The sequence below is a fragment of the Flavobacterium sp. genome, from assembly GCF_035456085.1.
Lineage (GTDB): Bacteria > Bacteroidota > Bacteroidia > Flavobacteriales > Flavobacteriaceae > Flavobacterium.
In genome coordinates, this window is sequence record NZ_DATIDY010000198.1 from 18,983 (window position 1) to 42,711 (window position 23,729).

Here is a 23,729-nt window from a genome sequence, read left to right on the forward strand (position 1 = left end):
TACTATTCCCTAATTGCTATTCACTATTTTTGTAATTTAGCCCATATTCTATAAACTATGATGCTTATTCGTTATTTGTCCCAAATCGGGAAATATTTTTTAATGTGGCAGGAAATCTTCAAAAAACCGACAAAATGGTCTGTTATGAAAGGTTTAATATTCAAAGAAATTGATGATTTAATTATTGATTCGTTGGGAATTGTTGCTTTCATTTCTTTCTTCGTTGGTGGGGTTGTTTCTATTCAAACAGCTTTAAACTTAACTAATTCATTCATTCCCAAATATCTTATTGGATTTGCGACTCGCCAATCAGTAATTTTAGAATTTGCCCCAACATTTATGTCAATTATTATGGCTGGAAAAATGGGCTCTTTTATAACGTCAAGTATAGGATCTATGCGTGTTACCGAACAAATTGACGCGCTTGAAGTGATGGGTGTTAACTCTCTTAACTATTTAGTTTTCCCAAAAATAATCGCCCTTCTTTTATACCCTTTCCTTATCGGGATTGGAATGTTTCTAGGAATTGCTGGTGGTTACCTTGCTACTGTTTATGGAGGTTTTGGTGCAAGCATCGATTATATTGAAGGAATTCAAAAAGATTTTCTTCCGTTTCATATTGTATACTCCTTTATTAAAACATTTATTTTTGGTATGCTATTAGCAACAATTCCTTCTTTTCATGGTTATTACATGAAAGGTGGAGCCCTTGAAGTTGGTAAAGCCAGTACGGTATCATTTGTATGGACTTCGATTGCTATTATTGTACTGAATTACATTATTACACAATTACTCTTGACAAAATGATAGAAATAAAAAACATAGAAAAATCATTTAATGATGTCAAAATTCTAAAAGGAATTTCCAGTGTTTTTGAAGCTGGTAAAACCAATTTGATTATCGGTCAAAGTGGATCTGGTAAAACCGTATTGTTAAAATCATTATTAGGAATTCATACTCCGGAAGTAGGAACCATTTCTTTCGATGGCAGAATTTATTCTGAGCTAGATGCCGACGAAAAAAGAGAATTGCGTACCGAAATAGGAATGCTTTTTCAGGGAAGCGCTCTTTTTGACAGTATGACTGTTTCTGAAAATGTTGCTTTCCCTTTGAGAATGTTTACCAACGACAGTAAATTCAAAATTCAAAAAAGAGTTGATTTTGTTTTAGAAAGAGTAAATCTGATCGGCGCCCACAAAAAATTGCCTTCGGAAATTTCGGGTGGAATGCAGAAAAGAGTCGCTATCGCCAGAGCTATTGTAAACAACCCAAAATATTTGTTTTGTGACGAACCTAATTCAGGATTAGATCCAAATACGGCTATTTTAATTGATAATCTTATCAAAGAAATAACGGTTGAATATAATATCACAACTGTTGTAAACACTCACGATATGAACTCCGTAATGGAAATTGGAGATAATATTTTATTTCTAAAAAATGGCGTTAAAGCATGGCAAGGAACTAAAGAAGAAATTTTCCGTACCGACAATGAAGCTATCGTAGAATTCGTTTATTCTTCAGAATTATTCAAGAAAGTGAGAGAAGCTCATTTAAAAGAATAAACTTCAAATACAACATAAAAAAAGGGTAGCAATTTTAACTAACTGCTACCCTTTCTGTTTTAAAATTATCTGTCAATTATTTCAATTGAGCAACAACTCCTTTAATATCTTGCTCTTTTCCTTTTGGATAAATCAATAATACAGAATCCTTATCAACAATAATATAATCATCTAATCCTTCAATAACAACCTGCTTGCCTAAAGATGTACTGATAATATTATTTGATGAGTTTAACAATAGTACTTTAGCATTTACCACTGAATTATTGTTTTCGTCTTTATCTAATTTTTCATGTAAAGAACCCCAAGTTCCTAAATCATTCCAATCGAAAGTTGCAGGAAGAACGTATACATTTTTGGCACTTTCCATCACGGCATAATCGATAGAAACATTTTCTGCCAAGGCATAATTTTGTTCAATAAAAGATTTTTCAGCCTCAGTATTATAACTTTCAACTCCATTTTGGAACAAAGTATTCATTGTTGGCTGAAAGTTCTCAAACGCTTCAGTTATCGATTTTACGCTCCAAATAAAAATTCCTCCATTCCACAAGAAATTACCGCTTTTCAAGAATGCTTTGGCAGTTTCATAATCTGGCTTTTCACGAAATTGAGATACTTTTTTTATTGGATTAGTATCGGTTTTATCATATTCAATATAACCAAAACCAGTATTTGGAAAAGTAGGTTGAATTCCTAAAGTCATCAAAGCATTTTCTTTTGAACAGAAATCAAAACATTGTTGCAAATTAGCTGTAAAAGCAGCTTCATCTTCAATCCAGTGGTCACTTGGCGCAACAACCATAACTGCATCAGGATTTTGCTTTTTAATTTTTAAAGAAGCATATAAAATACAAGGCGCCGTATTTCTCATTGCTGGCTCCAATAAAACCTGTTCTTGTTTTACTAATGGCAACTGCTCCAAAACAATTGAGTTATATCTTTCATTAGTTAAAATCAAAATATTTTCAACAGGAATTAATTTTGATAATCTGCTGAATGTTTTCTGAATTAAGGTTTCCCCCGCACCCAACATATCGTGAAATTGTTTTGGGAATTCTGTAGTACTAACTGGCCAAAATCGAGATCCAACTCCACCGGCCATAATAATTGCATAATAATTTTTATCCATTTCTATTTCTATAATTATCTTCCAATTCGGAAGTATTAATTCATTAACTCTATAACTTATTTTTTTATTATGGTCTAAAATAAGGAAAAATTCCTAACTTAAAAAAACAAATCGGTAACTATCATTTATTTAGATATTAAGTCCCCTTTTGACCCTATTAATTGATCATTCTGTTGTTTTCATGTATAATATATCCAGAACTTTTTATGAAGGTAGTAATTCTACTTCCGCATTTGGGTTAAATAAATACAATCGTCCAGAACTTATCTCTAAACATTCGTATCGCTTAGTCCGAATTGCTATTTTCTTAAAAATTTTTCCATTTGAAATCCTAAAAACACTTCCATAAGGAATTTCAAATACAAAATTCTTATCATTGGGTTTGTCATATTGTTTTAAAGCAAGTGCTAATGTGGCATCTGTATCGCTACTTGCAGAAGGATTTTTGAAGTGCCTCGCCAACAAAGGCAACAAATGGTTCGGAAAAATCTCAGGTCTTATAAAAGGTATCATTAATCTTTGAAAAGAATATTTCCATTCATTTCCATGAGGTTTAATGTTTCGCCCAAATTTTTCAAAAGCGACTAAATGTGAAATCTCATGAACTAACGTAATTAAAAACCGATACTTATTAAGACTCGCATTAACCGTAATCTCATGTTTTCCGTTCAACGCTTTTCTATAATCACCGTGACGAGTTTGTCTTTCATTTACAATTTTCAGATGCACCTGATGCGTAACAATCAGTTCAAAAACTGGTTTTACGGCATGTTCTGGTAAATATTTTAAAAGTGTTTCAGACAATTAGTCGAATATTAATAGTTTTAAATTGGTTTAATTAATTTTAAATATTTTAAGGATTAGTTGAAGAAACCGGCAACACTTTACCATTAAAATATTTATTTCCTTTAAGAGTAAAATCATAAATATAAGTAGCCATTTCACTTGCCGAAAGTGGCGCTTGATAACCCGGAAAAGCTTCCTGTAACATCTCGGTTTGAACAGAACCCAAAGCCAAAACATTAAAAGAAATTCCTTGTTCTTTATATTCTTCCGCTAATAATTCTGATAAAGTAATCACAGCTCCTTTACTAGAACTATAAGCTGCTAATCCAGCAAATTTAAGGCTCCCTTGTACTCCTCCCATAGAACTGATCGTTACTACATGGCTTCCTTTTTGCAAATACGGCAAACAAATACGAGTTAAATTAGCCACTCCAAAAACATTCACTTTGTAAATATTTTCGAAATCATGTTGTGTCGTTTCTGAAAAAGGTCTCAATAACAAACTCCCTGCGTTATGAACCACTGCATCGATTTTTTTCCAAGTCGTAGTCAAAAAGCCGGTTACTTGCTGTAAATCTGCTTCATTAGATAAATCAACAGAAAGAAACGTAACATTTTTATGGGAAAGTAAATCTTGATGTGTTTTTCGCGACAAAGCCAAAACCTGATGTCCTGCGTTGGCAAACTGCAAAACCAGTTCTAAACCAATACCTCTGCTTGTTCCTGTAATAATAATGTTTTTCATGCCACAAAAATAAACAAAACAAGCAAAAAAGAATAATTTAAGTTCGTCGAAAAATTTTTTAAAAAAGTCATAATTGACATGCTATCGGATATATTTTTTATAAACTTTAAAAGTTTGAAAAAAGGCCAAAATTATAAAGAATAGTGGGATTCCAATTGGCATAATATATTTTGAAAATGTAAATCGTTGTTGTGATAAAGAATCCAAAAGCATTATCGCCACGAGCATTCCCCAAAAAGTTCCTAACAATGTTCCTAATATATAATGAAATTTAAGCTTACCAACCAATACAATGTGATTGGCATTTAATAAATATAAATTCCAGCCTACCCAAAAAGGTATTTGAAGAAAATTCAGTCCACACAAAACCATTCCGATTAAAAAAGGAGAATATTGAACATATTGTTCTAAATAATTACTTTCTTTAAAAGTTTGATCAGAATAAGCGTAAAATACATAAGCGAGCAATAGAAGAAAAAATACAGCTAAGAAATCAATACGCTTCATTAATTTCTTATTGCTTACCAATTGATTTGCAAAAATCACGGTGAAATAAACCACCACAGTCTGAATGATAATTACGCCAAGCAAATACGAAACCAACGAATTTATTCCAAACTTTGAGAAAACTTCAACACCAATAATATTCAGATAACTCAATGGTAATGAGCCAACAAAGCTTACTAAAAGTCCACCGATTATATTTTTGAAAACCTTCATTTTGATGAAAATAAGTTTCTGAGTTGCTAAGTTACTAAGATTCTAAAACTAATTTAAAATTAGAAAAACCAAATCCAAACTTGAAATTCAAGTTTGGATTTGGTTTTGAGTATAATTTAAAAAAATCTATTATGCGATTAAGGTTCTCGAAATTACAATACGTTGAATTTCTGAAGTTCCTTCATAAATCTGGGTGATTTTGGCGTCTCTCATCATGCGTTCTACGTGATATTCGGCAACATAACCGTTACCTCCGTGAATTTGTACCGCTTCGATAGTAACATCCATTGCGGTTTGAGAAGCAAATAATTTGGCCATTGCTCCCGATTGTGAGATATCTTTTCCTTCGTCTTTTTGAGAAGCTGCATGCAAACACATCAATCTAGCAGCCGAAATCTGAGTTGCCATATCCGCTAATTTAAAAGCAATTGCTTGGTGTTTGAAAATTTCTTTACCAAAAGATTTACGCTCTTGCGAATATTTCAAAGCCAATTCATAAGCTCCGGTTGCAATTCCTAAGGCCTGAGAAGCAATACCAATACGTCCACCATTTAAAACAGCCATTGCAAAATTAAAACCAAAACCATCGGCTCCAATTCTATTTTCTTTTGGCACTTTGACATCATTAAACAATAAAGAATGCGTGTCTGAACCACGAATACCCATTTTCTTTTCTTTAGGACCAATATCGAATCCAGCCCATCCTTTTTCAACAATAAAAGCATTAATTCCTTTGTGTCCTTTTTCAACATCGGTTTGAGCAATCACAATATATGTTGACGCTGTACCGCCGTTAGTAATCCAGTTTTTTGTACCATTTAATAAATAATGGTCTCCTTTGTCAATGGCAGTTGTTTTTTGAGAAGTTGCGTCTGACCCAGCTTCTGGTTCTGATAAACAAAATGCTCCGATCACGTCTCCTTTTGCAAGAGGAACCAGATATTTCATTTTTTGCTCTTCATTACAATATTTCTCTAATCCGGCACAAACCAAAGAATTATTTACAGACATAATTACAGCCGCTGAAGCATCAATTTTGGCAATTTCAGTTATTGCAAGCACATACGAAATACTGTCGAGACCTGATCCTCCGTATTTTGGATCAACCATCATTCCTAAAAATCCAAGTTCGGCCATTTTTTTGACCTGTTCAGTAGGGAATTTTGAGTGTTCATCTCTTTCGATTACGCCTTCCAACAATTCAGTTTGAGCAAAATCTCGTGCTGCTTGTTGGATCATTAAATGTTCTTCGGTTAAATTAAAATCCATAATAATATAAAATAAAGTATGTTTTTTGTTTAAAAAATGTAGCCAAAGATAATTTTTAATTGTGAACTTTTCAATTTTGAATCGTAAATTTGGCCCATGAAAAAAGATTACTATAACGTTATCGGAGTGATGTCAGGAACTTCGCTGGATGGAGTCGATTTGGCACACATTCATTTCCAAATAAAAAATGATAAATGGTCATTTGAAATCCTCGAAAGTGAGACTATTCCATACCATTCTGACTGGATTTCTATACTAAAAACAGCTGTAGATTATACCGAAAATCAACTAGTAGCATTAAATAAAAACTACACCAAACTACTAGCTTCTATCATTACAACATTTATAGACAAACATGCGATCGAAAATTTGGATGCCGTTTGTTCTCATGGTCATACTATTTTACACCAACCTCAAAACGGATTTACACTTCAAATTGGAAATCTGCCTGAGATTGCAACTTTGATTAAACAAAAAGTCGTTTGCGATTTTAGAGTTCAAGATGTTCAGTTAGGCGGACAAGGCGCTCCTTTAGTTCCTATTGGTGATCGCATCTTATTTGCTGATTATTATTATTGCATGAATTTGGGAGGTTTTTCTAATGTTTCTTTTGAAAAAAACAATAGCCGAATTGCATTCGATATTTCTCCCGTAAATACTGTTCTTAATTTTTACGCCAATCAATTAGGATTAAATTACGATGATAAAGGTCAAATTTCTAAAACTGGTCAATGTAATGATGATTTATTAAATGAATTGAATGCATTAGACTTTTACAAAAAAGATGCCCCAAAATCATTAGGTTTTGAATTTGTAAAAGAAATTATTTTGCCCATAATTGAAAAGTATTCTATCTCAATTGAAGATAAACTCAGAACTTTTACAGAGCACATTGCTGTTCAGACAGCACTTGCATTAAATTCTTTTGAAACACAGAAAGAAAAACAACGCATGTTAATTACAGGTGGTGGTGCCTATAATGATTTTCTGATCGAAAGGATTCAATTTCATTTACCAAATATGGAAATTATAATTCCATCACCAAAAATTTTAGAATTTAAGGAAGCTTTAATTTTTGCTTTATTAGGAGTTTTAAAAATACGGGGAGAAGTTAACGCATTGCGAAGTGTTACTGGAGCTGATTCAGATCATAGTTCAGGAATTATTTACAACGCTGAATCGTAATTATACGTTTTTCCGTTCAGAAAAAATTTAGAGTAAATAAGTACATTTTGCGAATGTAAGCGATTATTTACCGATATTTTAAACTAGTCGTAAAAATCTACTTACCATATAGTTAAATTTTATAAATTTAACAAAATAAAGGTTTTGAAGTATAAATTTTCGGTTAATTAAAATTATTTTTGCGCAAAATTTAAATTTTATAAAAATGAAAAAGATTATACTTGGATTAATTCTTATTGTTTCTGTTTTATTTTCATCTGATGCAATTGCTCAAAAAGAAATCGTTTTTGAAGGAGTAACTCTCCCTAGAACAATGAAGTTTGAGAACAAAACTTTGCAACTTAACGGTGCAGGTTCACGATCAAAAATGTGGGTAGAAGTATATATCCAAGCTTTATATTTGAGTCAATTATCTCAAAATCCAACTGAAATTATCAATGACAATTCCGAAATGTCTATCCGAATTGAAATCACTTCAGCCTTAGTATCTTCTGGCAAATTAACAAGAGCGCTAAATGCTGGATTTGAAAAATCTGCTGGAGCCGAATTTGAAAAATACAAGTCAAAAATGGAATTATTAAAAAATTATTTGGCTGATGATATTGTTAAAGGAGATGTATTTGAATTAACGTATGCTCCAGTTGACAGCTCAATGTGGATTATAAAAAACGGTCAGCTTAAAGGGAAAATACCAGGAATGGATTTCAAAAAAGTATTTTTCGGTATTTGGTTAGGTGATAGACCAGTAGATGAAGATTTAAAAAAGAGCCTATTGGGTGTCTAGTAGAATATTTTTGTTTTCAAAAGGATATTAAATTCCAAAATAAAATAAGCCGGCAGTAAAAATTGGTTTGCCAATATTAATAATGTCGGCTCATTTTTAAACTCTGAGTTTTATATTATTAATTCAAGAGTCCCAAATCTAAACAGTGCTTTTGTATCATTTAAAAGATACTTAAGCACTTTTTTTATACAAATAATTTAAAAACAAATACACATTAAATACATATTTCTCATAAAACCTTTTTATATATTTGTCAGAAATAAATATATCACAACAATATGAAAGATTTATTGAAGAAATTCGAAAATAAAGCCCCTGAAATTATTTTCAACTGGAAAGATTCGGAAACCGAAGCCGAAGGCTGGACAGTTATAAATTCACTTCGCGGTGGTGCTGCAGGTGGTGGAACCCGTATGAGGAAAGGTTTAGACATGAATGAGGTTTTGTCATTAGCAAAAACCATGGAAGTCAAATTTTCGGTTTCTGGACCAGCAATTGGTGGTGCAAAATCTGGAATAAATTTTGACCCAAATGATCCTCGCAAAAAAGGTGTTCTTCAACGTTGGTACAAAGCGGTTTCTCCTTTATTAAAAAGTTATTACGGAACCGGTGGTGATTTGAACGTAGACGAAATCCACGAAGTAATCCCGATGACCGAAGAATGTGGTGTTTGGCATCCACAAGAAGGGGTTTTCAATGGTCATTTCAAACCAACCGAAGCAGATAAAATAAATAGAATTGGGCAATTACGTCAAGGAGTGATCAAGGTAATCGAAAATCCAAGATTCTCTCCAGATGTTAACCGAAAATATACTGTTGCCGATATGATTACAGGTTATGGTGTTGCCGAAGCTGTACGCCATTTTTATGATATTTACGGAGGTTCTATAAAAGGAAAGAAAGCTATTGCACAAGGCTTTGGAAATGTAGGATCGGCTGCCGCATTTTATCTTGCCGAAATGGGAGCCAAAATCATAGGTATTATAGACCGTGACGGTGGATTAATTAATGAAGAAGGTTTTTCTTTTGAAGAAATAAAAACCCTATTTCTTGCCAAAGACGGAAACAAATTAGTAGCCGAAAACATGATTCCTTTTGAAGAAATCAATCAAAAAATCTGGACTATTGGTGCCGAAATATTTACTCCCTGCGCCGCATCAAGATTGGTTACACAAAATCAAATAGAAAGCCTGATCAATAATGGACTGGAAGTTATTTCCTGTGGCGCTAACGTTCCGTTTGCCGACAAAGAAATTTTCTTTGGTTCGATTATGGAAGAAGTGGATCATAAAGTAAGTTTGATTCCAGATTTTATTTCTAATTGCGGAATGGCAAGAGTTTTTGCTTATTTCATGGAAAAGAAAGTACAAATGACCGACGAAGCCATTTTCCATGATACCTCTGAAATTATCAAAAATGCTATCGAAAAAACATACGCTTTAAACTCATCCAAAACTAATATCAGCGCAACAGCTTTTGAAATTGCTCTGAAACAATTAGTGTAAGCATTTTTCACTCCATACCTAACGAATCAAACTAGATTTTAAAATCTTTTTGGTTCGTTTTTTTTTTGACATCATGTTTAACCAAAATCTGCATTAGGAATAAATTTCGCGAAGATGCCCAAAAACAACACAAAGATTCGCAAAGAAAAAACATATTTAAAAAATTGATTTTAAAAACTTCGTGGATCTTTGTGGATTCTCCGCGTTTCTCTGCGAAATAAAATCGAAATACTTACTGTGAGTTTAACACCTAAGCGGTTTTTTATTCTTGACAATTTTTAGTACTTTTCAACGTTTTTTATAAGTACATTTTTAATCAATTTCTACAATGAGTTTGTCTCTTTCAACAGATCAAAAGAAATCATTACTCCTATCGATACTCATCTATGCATCATTATTGTTGCTCTTATTTTTCATTCGTTTCTGGCCACCAGCTAATCTCGAAGAAATGATTGGTAGCGGCGGAGGTGGCGGTGGCGTTAGCATCAATTTTGGCGATAGTGATTTAGGGTCAGGAAAAAACACGGAAAGTAAAGTTTTAAATGTACAAAATCGTGTCAAAGCAACTCCTGCCAAAAGCACTCCGCAGGAATCCATCTTGTCACAAGAAAACAGCACCGAAGAAAGTGTCGCTATTCCACAAAAAGAAAAACCTAAAAAAACACAAGTTGTTGTCAAAGAAACTCCAAAACAACCCGAAGTGGTTAAACCAAAAGTTTCTAATTCTACTAATGATGCCTTGGCTAGTATTCTAAAAGGGTCTAACAAAGGTGGCGATGGAGACGATAAAGTAGCTGGAAACAAAGGAAAATCCAACGGAAGTTTGACTGCAACAGGTTACTATGGTACTGGTGGATCCGGAGGAGGCACTGGTGGCGGAAACGGCACTGGAACGGGAATTGGCAACGGTAGCGGTTACGGCCCTGGAAGTGGCAGCGGTTCCGGAGGTGGTTCTGGCTATTCTTTGGGTAACCGAAAAGCGCACTCCCCACCCAAACCTAATAGTGACTGCAGCAATGAAACCGGAATAGTGGTTGTTGAAGTAACTGTTGACAAAAATGGCAACACTGTCAAAGCTGTACCTGGACAAAGAGGAACTACAATTACTGCAAAATGTCTTAAAGATCAAGCGCGAATTGCCGCTATGAATACCAAATGGGACGCCAGCTCTGACGCTCCCGAAAAACAAGTCGGTAAGATTGTTTATAATTTCAATTTGAATTAAAATATTAGGAGCAGAACTTTTGGGGTTTTCATCACCATTAGTCCCGCTATACGTTACAATCTTGTTGCCCGAACCCCGGGCAACAAGGATTTTCACTCCTATCGGGGCTAGCTTACAAATTTAGTTTTTCATAAGGTCTTTTTGAAAACTATCCGTTAAAACCTTAATCAGAAACATTACGCTAGTTTTTCATCCTCACGAAGGAAGGATGAAAAACTAGCGTAATGTTTGTCAAAAAAAAATCAACAAAACAAAAGCATAATCCCTGTTATTGTTGAGCTGGAAATTTCGACATATCCATATAGAAAATTTCCCAAGTGTGTCCATCAAAATCTTCGATGGTTCGCTGTTGCATGAAACCATAATCTTTCATTTCGCTGGGTTCTTTTCCACCTGCTTTTAGTCCATTTGTCACGATGTTGTTTACTTCATCAACACTATCAACCGATAATGAAAAAAGTGCCGCAACATTTGATTTCGTATCAGCAATAGGCTTGGTTGCAAAGCCTGCAAACTTTTCATGCGACAAAAGCATTACAAAAATATTTTCACTCCAAACCATGCACTTTCCAGTATCATCCGAAAATTGCGGATTGTTTGTAAAACCTAATGCGGTATAAAAATCTACAGATTTTTGCAAGTCGGTTACTGCTAAATTGATAAAAACTTGTTTTGCCATAATAGTGTTTTTTGGTTAAAAAATGTTTTGTTAAATCAGGCTTTATTTAATACTACAAATTGATTTACAAGTACATAGCTAAATTATAAAAAAATAAAATAGTTTGTTATTGTTGCCAAAAAGATAACAATGGAACGTTTCTACACCTGTAATTTTATGTTTTCGTAATGCGCGTGAGGGATAGAAGCAAGTTACCGAAGTAACGCGGATAGCCCGACCGCAATAAAAAAAGGGGCGACTCTAGATTATCTAAAGTCAGCCCCTTTTTTTATTGTGGTCACGCCCTAATTATTATCACTTTGGACTTGTGGCGATGACAAATTTTAAATTATTCTTTACTCCTATTTGCAATACGTCTACTAAATCCTGCACTTGCAAATTGAACGGAATTCGGACAATTACTGTTTGGTCTTTTTGAGCATTCATTTTGGACATCAATGTAGTTTCTAATTCTTCGAAAGCTACAGGTTGTTTATCGATGTAGAATTTCTTGTCTTCAGTAACCGATAAACTGATGTATTGATGATTTGTTTTTTCATTGGTTTTGGACTTTGGCAGCGTCATTTTGATAACATTTGGATTTGCCAAAGTGGAGATTATCAGGAAAAACAGCAACAAAAAAAACATAATATCACTTAGGGACGAAGTAGCTACTTCGGCGTGAAATCTTCTTTTTCTTTTGATTGACATGATTTATGCTTTTTGAATGATGTTTACGAATTCCAGAATCTGCTTTTGAACTTTCAAAGCATAACTATCGATTTTTCCATTCAGCAAGTGGTAGGCACTGTAGGCAATAATCCCCACAATTAATCCAGAGCCACTACTGATCATTTTTTCGTATAAACCTCCTGAGATATTACCAATACTAATATTTTCAGTTACTGAGATGCTGTAAAAAATCTTGATTACTCCGGAAATTGTTCCGATAAATCCTAATGTTGGAGCAATACCTGCTATCAATCCTAATTGTCCTAAATGTTGCTCCATTTGTGCAATTTCGATATCGGCTGCACGATCCATATTGGACTCTATTTCGGCAATAGGACGACCAATCAGTGTAATTCCTTCTTTGATTACATTTCCTGATGCCGTATTAGTTCTTTCAGCTATGGAAAGAGCCAAATGAAAATCTCCTCTTGTCAACTGATCTTTGACATCACGCATCAAAAGCGGATCGATTTTTGACACTTTATGGATGTATAAATACCTTTCGAAAATTAAATAGAAGGTATAAAATAGTAAAATAGCGATTGGGATTAGAAAAAAACCTCCTTTTAATATAAATCCTAAAACAGAGATTTCAGTAGTTGGTGCTATCTTTTCGACAACAACATTAGACGCAGCATTTGCAAGAGTATCAGCTTGTAATTGTATAAAACTAAACATATTTTATTCTGGGTTTATAATCATTAATTCTAAAAAATATTTCAATTTTGCAGAAACTATTTTTCACTGTAATATTAAACTAAAAAAAACGAAAAATATTTCAATATACAACTATTTTATCAAAAATAAATGAACTATCAAGAAACCACAAATTGGATGTTTAACCAACTCCCAATGTATCAACATCAGGGAGCTTCGGCGTATAAAGAAGACTTGTCGAATGTCATTTTATTAGCCAATCATCTTGATAATCCTCAACAAAAATTACAATGTATTCATGTGGCTGGAACCAATGGAAAAGGTTCTACTTCGCACATGCTCGCTTCGGTTTTGCAGGAAGCTGGATATAAAGTGGGGCTTTATACTTCGCCACATTTGAAAGATTTCAGAGAACGAATCAAAATCAATGGCATTGAAATCTCCGAATCTTTTGTGGTTGAATTTATTGCCGAACACAAATCTTTTTTTGAGGCTAATGATCTGAGTTTCTTTGAAATGACAGTTGGTTTAGCTTTTGATTATTTTGCAAAAGAAAAAGTAGATATTGCTATTATTGAAGTTGGTCTTGGCGGAAGATTAGATGCGACAAATATTATTACGCCTTTGGTTTCTGTTATTACAAATATTGGAATTGATCATGTTCAGTTTTTAGGTAACACTTTGGAATCTATTGCCAAAGAAAAAGCAGGAATTATAAAACCAGAAATTCCTGTTGTTATTGGTGAATATACGGCTGAAACACAGCCTGTGTTTTTGGCGAAAGCCAAAGAAAATAATGCTGAAATTTATTTTGCATCTGATTTGATTACAGAAATCTATCTTTCGGATTTAATTGGCGATTATCAGGAATACAATAAAAAAACGGTTGTTCAGACTTTTAGAATCCTAAACGATCAAACCAGTTTTAAAGTTAGTCTTGAAAATATAAAATCAGGTTTGCTGAATGTTGTAAAAAACACTGGTTTATTGGGAAGATGGCAACAATTGGGCGATAACCCAAAAATTATCTGCGACACCGCACACAACAAAAATGGACTTGAAATTGTTTTGAAACAAATTCAAAAAGAGTCTTTTGAAAATTTACATATTGTTTTGGGTGTTGTTAATGATAAAGAACTAAGCGAAGTCTTACCATTGTTCCCTAAGAATGCGACATATTATTTTTGCAAACCAAATATCCCTCGTGGCTTGGATGCTTCAAATCTACAAGAAAAAGCTTTTTCTTTTTTTTTAAAAGGAGAAACATATAATTCAGTTATAGAAGCTTATGCAGAAGCTAAAAATAATGCTACCAAAAAAGATTTTATCTACATCGGCGGAAGCACCTTTGTAGTAGCAGAATTACCACTTAAATAATTGTAAGCTATTGTTGTTCTTGAGCTTTCTGTTGTTTTTTGGCTGCTTTTTCTTTATCCTTAAAGTAACCTCTCAATAAGAAGTTGCTTTGAGCTGCCTTAAGATCTTCGTCTAATTTTTCGGAACTGGTTTCTAAATTTTGAATTGTTTTTTTCAAACTAGCTCCTGATTGCTCATCATGTAACAAAACTCCCATAGCCGAATTGGGATTGGCACTAGCATCTTTGAGATTAGCCATCAATTCATTGGCTGATTTAGTCATTTTTTGTAATTCTAAAACTGATTTTTTAATAGAATTAAAAACAATGGTATCTGTAACCAAATCGTTACTAAGAGTTCCTTTTTTATTTAATTTTGACGTATATTCATTAAGTGAAGCGATCACTTTTTCGGACTTTATCGAGGCTTTATTGAGAGACACAGCTATTGAATTAATGTTGTCGTACATGGCATCATCATTTATCAATTTTCCAACTGTTCCTTCTTTGGTAGTTAGCTTATGACTAATTGTTTTAAAATCAGCAGTTATAGCAAGAAGATTTTCATTGTTTTTCCCCAACTTAATCATCATATCTTCTGTCGAAATCGTGTTTCCTACAGTCAAAGTATCTCCATCGTGAACGGTTGGCGTATTTGCTGTCCCGCCAAAAATAACAACAACTTTGTTCCCTATAAGTCCATCAGTACCTATTTTGGTTTGAGCATCCTTTAGAATAAATTGCTGCGCGTTTTCTTCAATAGCTAAAGTCACTACAACATTCCTAGAGGGATTGATTTTGATATTCCTTACTTTCCCAATTTTTACACCCGAAAGCCAAACATTAGCTCCCGTTTGTAATCCATTTACTTCATCAAAAACAGTGACCAACTCCATTTTTCTTTTGAAAGTTTCGTGAAGATTACCCACCAGCAGAATTCCTCCTAACAGAAATAGTAATCCTACGAAAATAAATACACCGACTAATATATTGCGTTTTCTGGATGATTCGTTCATAACTTAAATTGTAAAATTATATGAATAAAATTGTTTTATCTGCTCTTCTTCTGTTCTGAAAACCTCTTCAAACGTTCCTGTTTTCAAAAATTTCCCATTAAGCAACATTGCAATACGCTCACAAGTGGTTTTTGCACAAGTAAGATCGTGTGTGATAACAATGGAGCTGGTTTTATATTTTTGCTGCATCTCGACAATGAGCGAATTTATTTCAATACATGTCACTGGATCCAGACCTGCCGTAGGCTCATCGTATAACATTATTTCAGGTTTTAGAATTAGTGTTCTGGCAATACCCAATCTTTTTCGCTGTCCTCCTGAAAGTTCTTCTGTACGTCGTCCAATTTTATCTAACAAACCTACTGCATCCAACGCTTCTTCCACGGCATCATCCACTTGTTTCTTTGTAAGATTCTTTACATTCATCGTAAGCGGAAAAGACAAATTGCCGTAAACACTCATACTATCATACAAAGCACTATTTTGAAATGAAAAACCTATGCGCAAGCGTAATGCATTCAATTCCTTTGGGCTTAATGTATCCAACTGTTGGCCTAAAATTGTTATAGTACCTCTGTCGGGTTTTAATAATCCTACTAATAGTTTTATCAAAACAGATTTTCCTGTTCCGGACTTACCTAATACTGCTAAATTTTCTCCTTTTTGCAATGTTAGATCGACACCCTTTAATACATCAAGTTCACCAAAAGATTTATACAATCCTTCAATTTTTATAACAGCATCTCCGCTATTGCCATATTGAATTTTATCGTTTTCCATATTAAAAATATCTAATCCAATTAACAATTTGCACAATAATTAACTCTTCAAGAAAAATGAGAAACATAGACAATACTACCGCATGATTTGTTGCTTTACCAACACCACTTGTTCCATTCGATGCAAAAAAACCCTTGTAGCAACTAATAATTCCAATGGTAAATCCGAAGACTATAGATTTTGTAAGCGATGAGAAGAGATCTAAAAAAGAAATATTTGAAAAAGCATTGGTATAATATATCTGCAAGCTTGTAGCCTCTTCAGTAGAAACATTATAGTAAGATCCTAACAATCCTACACAGCTGCAATAAAATGAAAGTATGGGAATAGAAATAGTTGTTGCCCAAACCCTTGTAACGACAAGATATTTAAACGGATTAATGGCGGAAACTTCCATCGCATCAATTTGCTCCGTTACTTTCATAGAACCTAATTCGGCACTAATGCTTGATCCTACTTTTCCAGCACAAATTAGCGAAGTAACTAATGGCCCCAGCGCTCTCACAATAGCAATTCCCATTAATGATGGCAGCCAAGATACAGCACCAAAATTTTCTAAAGATGGCCGCGATTGTTTGGTAAAAACTATACCAATAATAAAACCAGTCATAGTGATTAGAGGAAGAGATCTTAACCCGATTTCAAAACATTGATTTATAATTTCACGTAAATGAAAGGGAGAAGTAAAAGCTTCTTTAAAATAAAGAAGTGTAAATCGATAACCTTTGTAAATTCCATCAAAATAAGAATCAATTTTTTTGGAAAACAAATATTTTCTAGCTCCTGCTCTATCCATAGTTATTATTATTATTTTTTCATTTATTGTGCAAGATTTGAGACATTATTTTTTCTAGCTAGGAATCTAGAAACTTAATAATTAACAAGTTATAAATTTATAAAAAATAACACTTACCCACTTATACTTTAGTTTAATACTTTTACAAGATTCCTACTAAAATTCGTTACCTCCGTTTGTAATTGCCAGAAAGAAGTCAATTTTAATAATCTAAGGTTTATATTTTGTTAACAAAAGAAAAAGACTTTCCCTTTACTTTTGAAAAAAATAAGCCTACTAACATGAAGAAACTTTATTTTCTGGTGCTATTTATCAGCATGAATTCATTTTCTATGTCAATTGTTGAAAGTTTTATAATCACTAATGACGGTTCAAAAATCAATATAAAACCTAATTTTTTTCGAATTGACACTACAGAAAAGCTAGTATTTTATAAGTTACTTAACTCTGATGTTGAAAGCAAGATTAAGTTTAAGGATTTTGATTGCATTTATTTGGGAATAAATAAATTTAAAACTTATAAACTAAATAATTCTAAAGAAGTAAATGGTTATTTTGTTTTGTCTGAGACCGCTTCGAAAACACTCATTTTTACCACAACAGCAGACGAAAACGAGGAAAGTACCAAAGTAAATTACGTTTTTTATGTATTAGATGTCAATAATAATATTGTGGATAGCCTTCAATTTGACAATCTTAAAACCGCAAAATCAATTGCTGCCCGCGCTGATATTTACCCGAAAATTCAATTTTATTTTGGTGGTTGCGAAATGCTAATCAAACGTATTTCTTCCTATGATAATTTATCGGTACAGGATCAGAATATGTCTATTTTAGAATTCTTTAATTCGCCAGTTTATACTGAATGTAAAAAATAGAAAAAAGCTCCCAAATGAGAGCTTTTCTGTTTTATAAAAATAATTTTGCAGTTTTTAATTCACCTCGGTATCCTCAGTTTCTTCAATATCCTGGCCTTGTTTACCAACTTTTACTTTTGGATTTGAACCAGTTCCTGTAACTGTAAGTGGGATTCCCAAAATTCCAAAAGGCGGCAAACCTAATCTCATTTTAATATTCAAACGTCCATCAAGGCTTGAAGTTCCTTCGATTCTTGGTCTGAAACCAGCGTACTTAAATTTGAAACGTTCGATAGTAATAATATTGTTTTTTACCGTTGTTTTGATATCGACTTTAGAAAGTTCCGGATTTTTAATAGATTCGTGATCGGTGGTTTTGCTCACTGCATTGAACATTTTCATCCCTTTCACTTTTACATCTTTGATAGACAAAACACCACCTCCGATTAATGAAGGATAAACTGGCATCATTTGTTGATCTAATCTTCCTTTTATTTTATAATCTAATGATACAATTCCTTGGGCATCTTTGGCTGCGGTAGCCATTTCCTGAAACATTTTTACTTCATTATAAGCTCTTTTGATATCAAAATCTTTCGCTTTAATATCATATTCAAAAATAGCTTTTTGAGGTGTCACCCCTTGATAAGCCGCATTCATCCTGACATTACACCCAATCAAATTGAAACCAGTATTTTGCATTATGATTTTACCGTCTTTCATTTTTACAGCTCCTTTTCCGTCTTGCAAAACAAGCCCCTGATAATTGATTTTGTGTGCCGTTGCGTAAAATTGCAAATCTAAATTCAACGGAATTATAATCACGCCTTTCTCCTCAATTGCTGGTTTTGGAGTATTATTTGGATCAGCGGTTGCTGGAGTTGCTGGAACTGTCGTTGTAGTAGACATGAACTCATCGACATTGATATATCTTGAATTTAAAGTAAATGATCCCCTTAAAGTCCCATTTTTAGAAGACATAAAGTTGAATACATTTTTTAAATAACCATTCATTTTAAAATCGGATTCGCCATAAGAAGCCAAGAAAGTATTGAATGTCATTTTATCCTGATTGAATCTAAAAATCCCCTCTTTAATCAATAATGATTTTGGTAAATATTCTGATTTAATTTTTATATTTCGAACTTCCAGAGTTCCTTTATTTTGCAAATTGTTATAATCGCCTTTTTGAGCATAACTTTGAATGCCTTTCAATTGCAAATCCGCTTTGATAAAACCATCTACATCCAGACCTTTTTGAGAAAACACTTTATAGATTTTACTAATATTTAATGTTCCTTTTGCTTTGATATCATAATTTAAATCATCAAAGTTTTTCAAATCAGCTGTAACCGAAAAAGGTTCTCCTTCAAAAGTAAAAGCTGCTGGTTTCAGAACAACTGAAAGTCCATCGTATGTTCCTTTTTGATTATTAATTTTAGCATCCACATTAATATCAGTAATTGGATGTGGGTAATATTTGGTTTTTATCAAACCATTTTTCAAATTCAGTGTTCCGTTAGCATTTGGAAACATTTTCTTCTTTTGATCGAATGTTCCTTTGGCTTTCAAATTACTGACAAACATTCCTTTAAGTTCCAAATTTGGAATTCCAAGAGCGCCATTTAATTTTTCTAAATCGATTTGAGATTTTAAAACCAAATTAATATCAGGCGCACTCAATCCATTCATTTTCAATTGAGTGCTAAGGTAATTTTTATCTACATTCAAAGAAGCATTTCTAACATCAAGTTGTAAAAGTTCAGGATTCAAATTTGGAATTTTAGTTGAAATGTCTACATTTAAATTCGAAACTGGAAAAGCGCTTTTTTTATAATTAACAAAGCCATCTTTTACTTTAAAATCCAAGTTTAAATCAGGACCTAAATTTTGAGAAGCAATATATTTCCCTTTAAGTGTAAGCAATAAATCTACTTTTCCTTCTAATTCTGAGTCTTTTAACCAGGTAATATATTTGGGTGGAAAAGCAGTAAAAAGGTCATATAGATTACTTTCATCCGATTTTATAGTAAAATCAATATTATAGCCATCTTTCAAGAAATCGAATTTTCCTTTAAAATCAACCAAAAGCTGATTAATCGATAAGTCATTTTGTTCAAAAACAAAAGAAAGCGAATTGGTATTGATTTTGGTAATCAAATCTCCATCCACTTTTTTATTCATCAAATATGGCTCATTCTCATAAATGATGTTTAATTTTTCAACTTTTAAATTAGAATGCAAAGCAAATATTGCCTTGCTTAAATCTCCATTTCCAAAATAATTTAATCCTATAGCATCAATATGAACATCAGTAGATTGATCGTCATAAACAAGTTTGCTGTTATCGATTTCGATTCCTTCTAATTTTAAACCAGTTTCTGATGTTTCCTCTTTTGAATCCGTTTTTTTATCAGCAATATAGACGTTATAATTAGCCTCTCCATTTTTATTGACCTTAATATTTATCAATGCATTCGAAAGGAAAATTTGATCTATTTTGATGTTTTTACCAAAAATAAGACTGCTCAAATTGATTCCAAAAGCAACCTCATCGGCATTAACTAATTTTTCATTTTGAAAAGGAGCTGATCCGTTGAGATTGAATTTTGTTAAAGTCAAAGTCAACGATGGAAAATGCGTGAAAAACGAAACATTGGCATCCGAATAATTTAACTCTCCATTTAATTTTGCGTTAGCGGTTTTCTTGACTTGTTCTTTTATTTTATCCGAAAAGATTAAAGGAGTAACAAACATCAATGCTAACAAAATAACAAGAGTGACACCTATATATTTTAAAACCTTAAAAACAATAGATTTGTAATTGGACGCTGTCATATTTTTTGAGAAGGATTAAAGTAAACAAAATAACCTGTTGTTCTAAATAGAAAGGAATTTAGCCGTGTACTGTTTCCTTTTTGCCGTAATTGACAATGATGGAAGTCTCGAACTCAATCCATTCTTTCCAACGCTTATCAACATCAATATTATCTGTATATTTTCTAGCAAAACCAAGGAAAGTCGTATAATGTCCCGCTTCAGAAATCATAAGATCTCTGTAAAACTTAGCTAATTCAGGGTCTTTAATATTTTCAGACAATACTTTGAATCGTTCACAACTTCTGGCTTCAATCATAGCTGAGAACAATAATCGATCTACTAAAGCATCTTTGCGGCTTCCATCTTTCTTCATGAATTTATAAAGTTCATTCACATAATGGTCTTTGCGTTCTCTTCCCAGAGTTAGCCCACGACTCTTTATTAAATTGTGAACTAATTGTAAATGATCTAGTTCCTCTTTGGCAATCACTAATAATTCAGTCACTAATTCCTCTAATTCGGAGTTGTAAGTAATTAAACTTATTGCATTTGAAGCTGCTTTTTGTTCGCACCAAGCATGGTCGGTCAAAATTTCTTCAATATTAGTTTCAACGATATTTACCCAGCGTGGGTCGGTAACTAATTTTAATCCCAGCATAATAAGAAGTTTTTGTATGTTGCAAAATTAGTGTTTTTCGGCCGATTTTGATGTAAAATGATGCTTTAACCGACCAAATTGCATTATTTTGCACCATTATTTCGAAAATTTATCAATTAGATAATTAGTTCCTTAATAAGATACAACTAATATCTTAAAACCCAATTTACAACATGACACCACCAACTCAAAAGCTCTTAATCATTGGCTTTGTATGGCCTGAACCTAATTCCTCAGCCGCTGGTGGTCGAATGTTGCAACTGATTACTGAGTTTCAGCAACAAGGATTTGACGTTATATTTGCTAGTCCAGCAATGGACAGTGATTTCATGGTTGATTTATCTTTATTAAAGGTAGCAAAAAAATCGATTACTTTGAATTGTCCTAGTTTTGATGTTTTTGTTAAAGAATTAAATCCTTCGGTAGTTTTATTTGATCGTTTTATGATTGAAGAACAATTTGGCTGGCGAGTTGCTGAAAATTGCCCTGAAGCCTTACGAATATTAGACACCGAAGATTTACATTGCCTCAGACAAGCCCGACAAAAAGCTTTTAAAGCACATAAAGAATTTTCATTAACTGACATTTTAAAAGAAGAAGTAGCCAAAAGAGAAATTGCCAGTATTTTGAGATGCGATTTATCGTTAATGATTTCTGAATTTGAAATGGATGTATTAAAAACTGTTTTTAAAATTGACGAAAAGTTATTGTGTTACTTGCCTTTTTTATTGGATACGATTTCAGAAGAAACTTTTGAAAAACTTCCCTCTTTTAAAGAAAGAAACAATTTTATTTTCATCGGAAACTTTCTCCATGAACCCAATTGGAATGCGGTTCAATATCTAAAACAAAGTATTTGGCCATTAATCAGAAAACAATTGCCCGATGCAGAACTTCATATTTATGGTGCTTATCCATCACAAAAAGTAAATCAATTACACCAGCCAAAAGAAGGTTTTCAGATAAAAGGGCGTGCAAATGATGCCAATGAAGTGGTTCAAAAAGCAAGAATCGTTTTGGCTCCATTGCGTTTTGGTGCAGGTATAAAAGGAAAATTAATTGAAGCCATGCAATGCGGAACTCCTAGCATCACTACAAGCATTGGTGCAGAATCCATGCATGGACAATTTCCTTGGAATGGATTCATAACCAATGACGCCAATGAATTTGCAAAACAAGCTATTGAATTGTATCAAGACGAAAAACTTTGGAAATCCGCACAACAAAACGGAATTGCAATCATCAATCAGCGGTATTCTAAAAAACTGTTTGAAAATGATTTTGCTGATAGGATTCAATTTTTACAATCGAATTTGGAGCAACATCGTTTGGAAAATTTCATGGGATCTCTATTACAACATCATACTTTGACTAGCACCAAATACATGTCGAGGTGGATTGAAGCTAAAAACAACAAAAAGGATTAAAAGAAATCTCAATTTTCATCAACGTTTGAAAGTCAAATGAAAATATTTTTGTTTTATTTCAAATTTTAAAGCACTAAATATTAAACAACTGACTATTTTATTAAAATAAAAAGTAAAATTTCTTTCCAAATGTTTTGCATAATCGAAAAACCAGCCTATATTTGCACTCGCAATCACGAAATGATAGCAGCCTAGTAAAATAGGGCGATTAGCTCAGCTGGTTCAGAGCACCTCGTTTACACCGAGGGGGTCGGGGGTTCGAACCCCTCATCGCCCACCAAGAAACTCCTTAAGAAATTAGGGAGTTTTTTTTATGCATCTTTTTTCTTCAAACATCGTCCTCTAGGCTCGTCTCCTTCGTGAAGTACAATATCAGAATGCAGAAACTGTGCGGCCTCGGCTGAATCTTTCACTTTGATAGCTGAGCGTTTCAACATTTCAGATTCAAACTCTGTCAATACACTTTCCCTCACTCCTGCTTTTCTCCATTGTGATAATGGTCTGCAATTTCTTATGATTCCACGAGCCAATGTGAGAGCGTCCAATAAAGCTTGATTTGCTCCTTGCCCTTTGAATGGGCTCATGGGATGAGCTGCATCTCCGATTAGCGTTATTTGTCCTGCTTTTGCTAATAGTTCAGACTTTAGTAATTCTCTATCATAAACAGGATAACCAGAAATCTGAGTCTCTAATGTTGCCGCCAAAATCTGTGGGATAGGATCGTGCCATTGCGTTCTTCGGCAGGCTTCTTTTTTGAGTGCTTGTGGTCCTTTGGCACTTAATATTTTAGCCTCATCTTCTGTCATTGGAAAGCTGAGTTGCCACATCACCGAATCTGCTGTGAAAGGCATTATGTAGATTCGTTCATTACCATTAGCAGTTTGAAATACAGTAGCTGAGTCTAGTAATGGACTGTTAATTTCTTCGAGAGCACTCAAAGGACAAATACCCAATATCACAATACAACCTAAGTAACGTAAGGGTGTAACATCATCACCAATCAATAATTTTCGCACCGAACTACGAATACCATCGGCACCAACCACAAGATTTGCTT

23 protein-coding genes and 1 tRNA gene are annotated in these 23,729 nt (G+C 33.4%); 10 read left to right on the top strand and 14 right to left on the bottom strand.

Translation table 11 applies throughout. The annotated features are described in order from the left end of the window. Positions 1–57 precede the first annotated feature (57 nt). Both VLC96_RS14980 and VLC96_RS14985 read left to right on the top strand, forming a co-directional pair. On the top strand, positions 58–807 hold the full coding sequence (locus VLC96_RS14980; RefSeq protein WP_325264189.1) for an MlaE family ABC transporter permease: 750 nt from the start codon (positions 58–60) through the stop codon (positions 805–807). After that, entirely contained in the window at positions 804–1,565 is a 762-nt protein-coding gene (locus VLC96_RS14985; protein ID WP_325264191.1) for an ABC transporter ATP-binding protein, read from the top strand. The genes VLC96_RS14980 and VLC96_RS14985 overlap by 4 nt, the downstream gene beginning before the upstream one ends. A 76-nt stretch (positions 1,566–1,641) precedes the next feature. Here VLC96_RS14985 and VLC96_RS14990 read toward each other — a convergent pair whose 3' ends face one another. The 5 genes from VLC96_RS14990 to VLC96_RS15010 form a co-directional block, all read right to left on the bottom strand. Further along, the gene (locus VLC96_RS14990; protein ID WP_325264193.1) at positions 1,642–2,697 is read right to left on the bottom strand and encodes a mannose-1-phosphate guanylyltransferase; all 1,056 of its coding nucleotides are present in this window, start codon (positions 2,695–2,697) and stop codon (positions 1,642–1,644) included. Positions 2,698–2,901: 204 nt separating this feature from the next. Beyond that, positions 2,902–3,501, bottom strand: a complete 600-nt coding sequence (locus VLC96_RS14995; protein ID WP_325264195.1) for a SprT-like domain-containing protein — start codon at positions 3,499–3,501, stop codon at positions 2,902–2,904. A gap of 49 nt (positions 3,502–3,550) precedes the next feature. Beyond that, a complete protein-coding gene (locus VLC96_RS15000) occupies positions 3,551–4,228 on the bottom strand; it encodes an SDR family NAD(P)-dependent oxidoreductase (protein WP_325264196.1) in 678 nt (225 codons plus the stop codon). 81 nt (positions 4,229–4,309) lie between these two features. Continuing rightward, positions 4,310–4,948 carry a hypothetical protein gene (locus tag VLC96_RS15005; protein ID WP_325264197.1) on the bottom strand — a complete coding sequence of 213 codons (639 nt, stop codon included), beginning with the start codon at positions 4,946–4,948 and terminating at the stop codon, positions 4,310–4,312. A 129-nt stretch (positions 4,949–5,077) separates the two neighbouring features. Then, complete coding sequence (locus VLC96_RS15010) at positions 5,078–6,217, bottom strand: acyl-CoA dehydrogenase family protein (protein WP_325264199.1); 1,140 nt, start codon at positions 6,215–6,217, stop codon at positions 5,078–5,080. Between the two features lie 96 nt (positions 6,218–6,313). On the opposite strand from VLC96_RS15010, the gene VLC96_RS15015 reads away from it, so the two are divergent. From VLC96_RS15015 to VLC96_RS15030, 4 genes are all read left to right on the top strand, one after another. Further along, complete coding sequence (locus VLC96_RS15015) at positions 6,314–7,402, top strand: anhydro-N-acetylmuramic acid kinase (RefSeq protein WP_325264200.1); 1,089 nt, start codon at positions 6,314–6,316, stop codon at positions 7,400–7,402. A 205-nt stretch (positions 7,403–7,607) separates the two neighbouring features. Next, positions 7,608–8,186: a chalcone isomerase family protein gene (locus tag VLC96_RS15020; protein ID WP_325264201.1), complete on the top strand. Its 579-nt coding sequence runs from the start codon at positions 7,608–7,610 to the stop codon at positions 8,184–8,186. Between the two features lie 278 nt (positions 8,187–8,464). Continuing rightward, on the top strand, positions 8,465–9,691 hold the full coding sequence (locus VLC96_RS15025; protein ID WP_325264202.1) for a Glu/Leu/Phe/Val dehydrogenase dimerization domain-containing protein: 1,227 nt from the start codon (positions 8,465–8,467) through the stop codon (positions 9,689–9,691). Between the two features lie 328 nt (positions 9,692–10,019). Continuing rightward, the gene (locus VLC96_RS15030) at positions 10,020–10,916 is read left to right on the top strand and encodes an energy transducer TonB (RefSeq protein WP_325264204.1); all 897 of its coding nucleotides are present in this window, start codon (positions 10,020–10,022) and stop codon (positions 10,914–10,916) included. Positions 10,917–11,184: 268 nt separating this feature from the next. Here the strand turns inward: VLC96_RS15030 and VLC96_RS15035 are convergent, their stop codons facing one another. The 3 genes from VLC96_RS15035 to VLC96_RS15045 form a co-directional block, all read right to left on the bottom strand. Next, positions 11,185–11,595, bottom strand: coding sequence for a VOC family protein (locus VLC96_RS15035; protein ID WP_325264206.1), 411 nt, complete (start codon positions 11,593–11,595; stop codon positions 11,185–11,187). Between the two features lie 294 nt (positions 11,596–11,889). Continuing rightward, positions 11,890–12,285 (bottom strand): ExbD/TolR family protein, encoded by a 396-nt coding sequence (locus VLC96_RS15040; RefSeq protein WP_325264207.1) that lies wholly within the window; start codon positions 12,283–12,285, stop codon positions 11,890–11,892. A gap of 3 nt (positions 12,286–12,288) precedes the next feature. After that, positions 12,289–12,984: a MotA/TolQ/ExbB proton channel family protein gene (locus VLC96_RS15045; protein ID WP_325264209.1), complete on the bottom strand. Its 696-nt coding sequence runs from the start codon at positions 12,982–12,984 to the stop codon at positions 12,289–12,291. A gap of 129 nt (positions 12,985–13,113) precedes the next feature. Here VLC96_RS15045 and VLC96_RS15050 point away from each other — a divergent pair, with 129 nt between their 5' ends. Next, positions 13,114–14,340 (top strand): bifunctional folylpolyglutamate synthase/dihydrofolate synthase, encoded by a 1,227-nt coding sequence (locus VLC96_RS15050; RefSeq protein WP_325264211.1) that lies wholly within the window; start codon positions 13,114–13,116, stop codon positions 14,338–14,340. A gap of 7 nt (positions 14,341–14,347) precedes the next feature. On the opposite strand, the gene VLC96_RS15055 is transcribed toward VLC96_RS15050, so the two are convergent. Genes VLC96_RS15055 through VLC96_RS15065 form a run of 3 tightly spaced genes read right to left on the bottom strand, consistent with a single transcriptional unit; the run spans position 14,348 to position 16,910 of the window. Further along, positions 14,348–15,334 (bottom strand): MlaD family protein, encoded by a 987-nt coding sequence (locus VLC96_RS15055; RefSeq protein ID WP_325264212.1) that lies wholly within the window; start codon positions 15,332–15,334, stop codon positions 14,348–14,350. A 3-nt stretch (positions 15,335–15,337) separates the two neighbouring features. Further along, positions 15,338–16,114 (bottom strand): ABC transporter ATP-binding protein, encoded by a 777-nt coding sequence (locus tag VLC96_RS15060; protein ID WP_325264213.1) that lies wholly within the window; start codon positions 16,112–16,114, stop codon positions 15,338–15,340. A 1-nt stretch (position 16,115) separates the two neighbouring features. Further along, positions 16,116–16,910, bottom strand: a complete 795-nt coding sequence (locus VLC96_RS15065) for an MlaE family ABC transporter permease (RefSeq protein ID WP_325264215.1) — start codon at positions 16,908–16,910, stop codon at positions 16,116–16,118. 281 nt (positions 16,911–17,191) lie between these two features. Here VLC96_RS15065 and VLC96_RS15070 point away from each other — a divergent pair, with 281 nt between their 5' ends. Beyond that, positions 17,192–17,788, top strand: a complete 597-nt coding sequence (locus VLC96_RS15070; protein ID WP_325264217.1) for a hypothetical protein — start codon at positions 17,192–17,194, stop codon at positions 17,786–17,788. Positions 17,789–17,842: 54 nt separating this feature from the next. Here the strand turns inward: VLC96_RS15070 and VLC96_RS15075 are convergent, their stop codons facing one another. Continuing rightward, positions 17,843–20,605: a hypothetical protein gene (locus tag VLC96_RS15075; RefSeq protein ID WP_325264219.1), complete on the bottom strand. Its 2,763-nt coding sequence runs from the start codon at positions 20,603–20,605 to the stop codon at positions 17,843–17,845. A gap of 58 nt (positions 20,606–20,663) precedes the next feature. After that, entirely contained in the window at positions 20,664–21,245 is a 582-nt protein-coding gene (locus tag VLC96_RS15080) for a MiaE family protein (protein WP_325264220.1), read from the bottom strand. Positions 21,246–21,418: 173 nt separating this feature from the next. Here VLC96_RS15080 and VLC96_RS15085 point away from each other — a divergent pair, with 173 nt between their 5' ends. Further along, the gene (locus VLC96_RS15085) at positions 21,419–22,672 is read left to right on the top strand and encodes a glycosyltransferase (RefSeq protein WP_325264221.1); all 1,254 of its coding nucleotides are present in this window, start codon (positions 21,419–21,421) and stop codon (positions 22,670–22,672) included. 202 nt (positions 22,673–22,874) lie between these two features. Beyond that, a tRNA-Val gene (locus tag VLC96_RS15090) sits at positions 22,875–22,952 on the top strand. 31 nt (positions 22,953–22,983) lie between these two features. Here VLC96_RS15090 and VLC96_RS15095 read toward each other — a convergent pair. Beyond that, positions 22,984–23,729: NAD(P)/FAD-dependent oxidoreductase (locus VLC96_RS15095; protein ID WP_325264223.1), on the bottom strand; the 746-nt coding region annotated here is incomplete at its 5' end.

Excerpts from the sequence above, each read along its gene's own strand:
- VLC96_RS15005 (WP_325264197.1), bottom strand. The coding sequence starts at position 4,948 with ATGAAGGTTTTCAAAAATATAATCGGTGGACTTTTAGTAAGCTTTGTT.
- VLC96_RS15030 (WP_325264204.1), top strand. The coding sequence starts at position 10,020 with ATGAGTTTGTCTCTTTCAACAGATCAAAAGAAATCATTACTCCTATCG.
- VLC96_RS15040 (WP_325264207.1), bottom strand. The coding sequence starts at position 12,285 with ATGTCAATCAAAAGAAAAAGAAGATTTCACGCCGAAGTAGCTACTTCG.
- VLC96_RS15080 (WP_325264220.1), bottom strand. The coding sequence starts at position 21,245 with ATGCTGGGATTAAAATTAGTTACCGACCCACGCTGGGTAAATATCGTT.
- VLC96_RS15050 (WP_325264211.1), top strand. The coding sequence starts at position 13,114 with ATGAACTATCAAGAAACCACAAATTGGATGTTTAACCAACTCCCAATG.
- VLC96_RS15025 (WP_325264202.1), top strand. The coding sequence starts at position 8,465 with ATGAAAGATTTATTGAAGAAATTCGAAAATAAAGCCCCTGAAATTATT.
- VLC96_RS14985 (WP_325264191.1), top strand. The coding sequence starts at position 804 with ATGATAGAAATAAAAAACATAGAAAAATCATTTAATGATGTCAAAATT.
- VLC96_RS15085 (WP_325264221.1), top strand. The coding sequence starts at position 21,419 with ATGACACCACCAACTCAAAAGCTCTTAATCATTGGCTTTGTATGGCCT.
- VLC96_RS14980 (WP_325264189.1), top strand. The coding sequence starts at position 58 with ATGATGCTTATTCGTTATTTGTCCCAAATCGGGAAATATTTTTTAATG.
- VLC96_RS15000 (WP_325264196.1), bottom strand. The coding sequence starts at position 4,228 with ATGAAAAACATTATTATTACAGGAACAAGCAGAGGTATTGGTTTAGAA.
- VLC96_RS15055 (WP_325264212.1), bottom strand. The coding sequence starts at position 15,334 with ATGAACGAATCATCCAGAAAACGCAATATATTAGTCGGTGTATTTATT.
- VLC96_RS15045 (WP_325264209.1), bottom strand. The coding sequence starts at position 12,984 with ATGTTTAGTTTTATACAATTACAAGCTGATACTCTTGCAAATGCTGCG.
- VLC96_RS15075 (WP_325264219.1), bottom strand. The coding sequence starts at position 20,605 with ATGACAGCGTCCAATTACAAATCTATTGTTTTTAAGGTTTTAAAATAT.
- VLC96_RS15070 (WP_325264217.1), top strand. The coding sequence starts at position 17,192 with ATGAAGAAACTTTATTTTCTGGTGCTATTTATCAGCATGAATTCATTT.
- VLC96_RS15015 (WP_325264200.1), top strand. The coding sequence starts at position 6,314 with ATGAAAAAAGATTACTATAACGTTATCGGAGTGATGTCAGGAACTTCG.
- VLC96_RS15010 (WP_325264199.1), bottom strand. The coding sequence starts at position 6,217 with ATGGATTTTAATTTAACCGAAGAACATTTAATGATCCAACAAGCAGCA.
- VLC96_RS15060 (WP_325264213.1), bottom strand. The coding sequence starts at position 16,114 with ATGGAAAACGATAAAATTCAATATGGCAATAGCGGAGATGCTGTTATA.
- VLC96_RS15065 (WP_325264215.1), bottom strand. The coding sequence starts at position 16,910 with ATGGATAGAGCAGGAGCTAGAAAATATTTGTTTTCCAAAAAAATTGAT.
- VLC96_RS15035 (WP_325264206.1), bottom strand. The coding sequence starts at position 11,595 with ATGGCAAAACAAGTTTTTATCAATTTAGCAGTAACCGACTTGCAAAAA.
- VLC96_RS14990 (WP_325264193.1), bottom strand. The coding sequence starts at position 2,697 with ATGGATAAAAATTATTATGCAATTATTATGGCCGGTGGAGTTGGATCT.
- VLC96_RS15020 (WP_325264201.1), top strand. The coding sequence starts at position 7,608 with ATGAAAAAGATTATACTTGGATTAATTCTTATTGTTTCTGTTTTATTT.